This is a genomic window from Fulvivirga kasyanovii, from assembly GCF_009711405.1.
Lineage (GTDB): Bacteria > Bacteroidota > Bacteroidia > Cytophagales > Cyclobacteriaceae > Fulvivirga > Fulvivirga kasyanovii.
This window is the reverse complement of sequence record NZ_SMLW01000008.1, coordinates 1-220: the sequence shown is the minus strand read 5'-3', so window position 1 is coordinate 220 and position 220 is coordinate 1. Positions and strand designations below refer to the sequence as shown.

The 220-nt window shown below is 46.4% G+C and carries 1 protein-coding gene; it reads left to right on the top strand.

The genetic code is table 11. The features are described 5' to 3' along the window. A partial coding sequence (locus E1163_RS00010; RefSeq protein WP_155168498.1) for a LysM peptidoglycan-binding domain-containing protein occupies positions 1-220 on the top strand: 220 nt, incomplete at both ends.

The window sequence follows — 220 nt, the reverse complement described above, 5'->3', positions numbered from 1 at the left end:
CATGATCTCAAAAATAGACCTGAACAAGGTGCCCGGCCTGCTTAGGATTAGGGATAGGGATAAACCAAAAGAAAAACTAAAAACAGCACCTCCGGCTGCCAGCCATACTACCGTACCCGGGGATACCCTGGCCGCTCTGGCATTAAAATACAAAGTCAGTGAAGATGCTTTAAGAGAGGCCAATGCCGATAAGGTAAAGAAGTTCAAAAGGAACAATGGC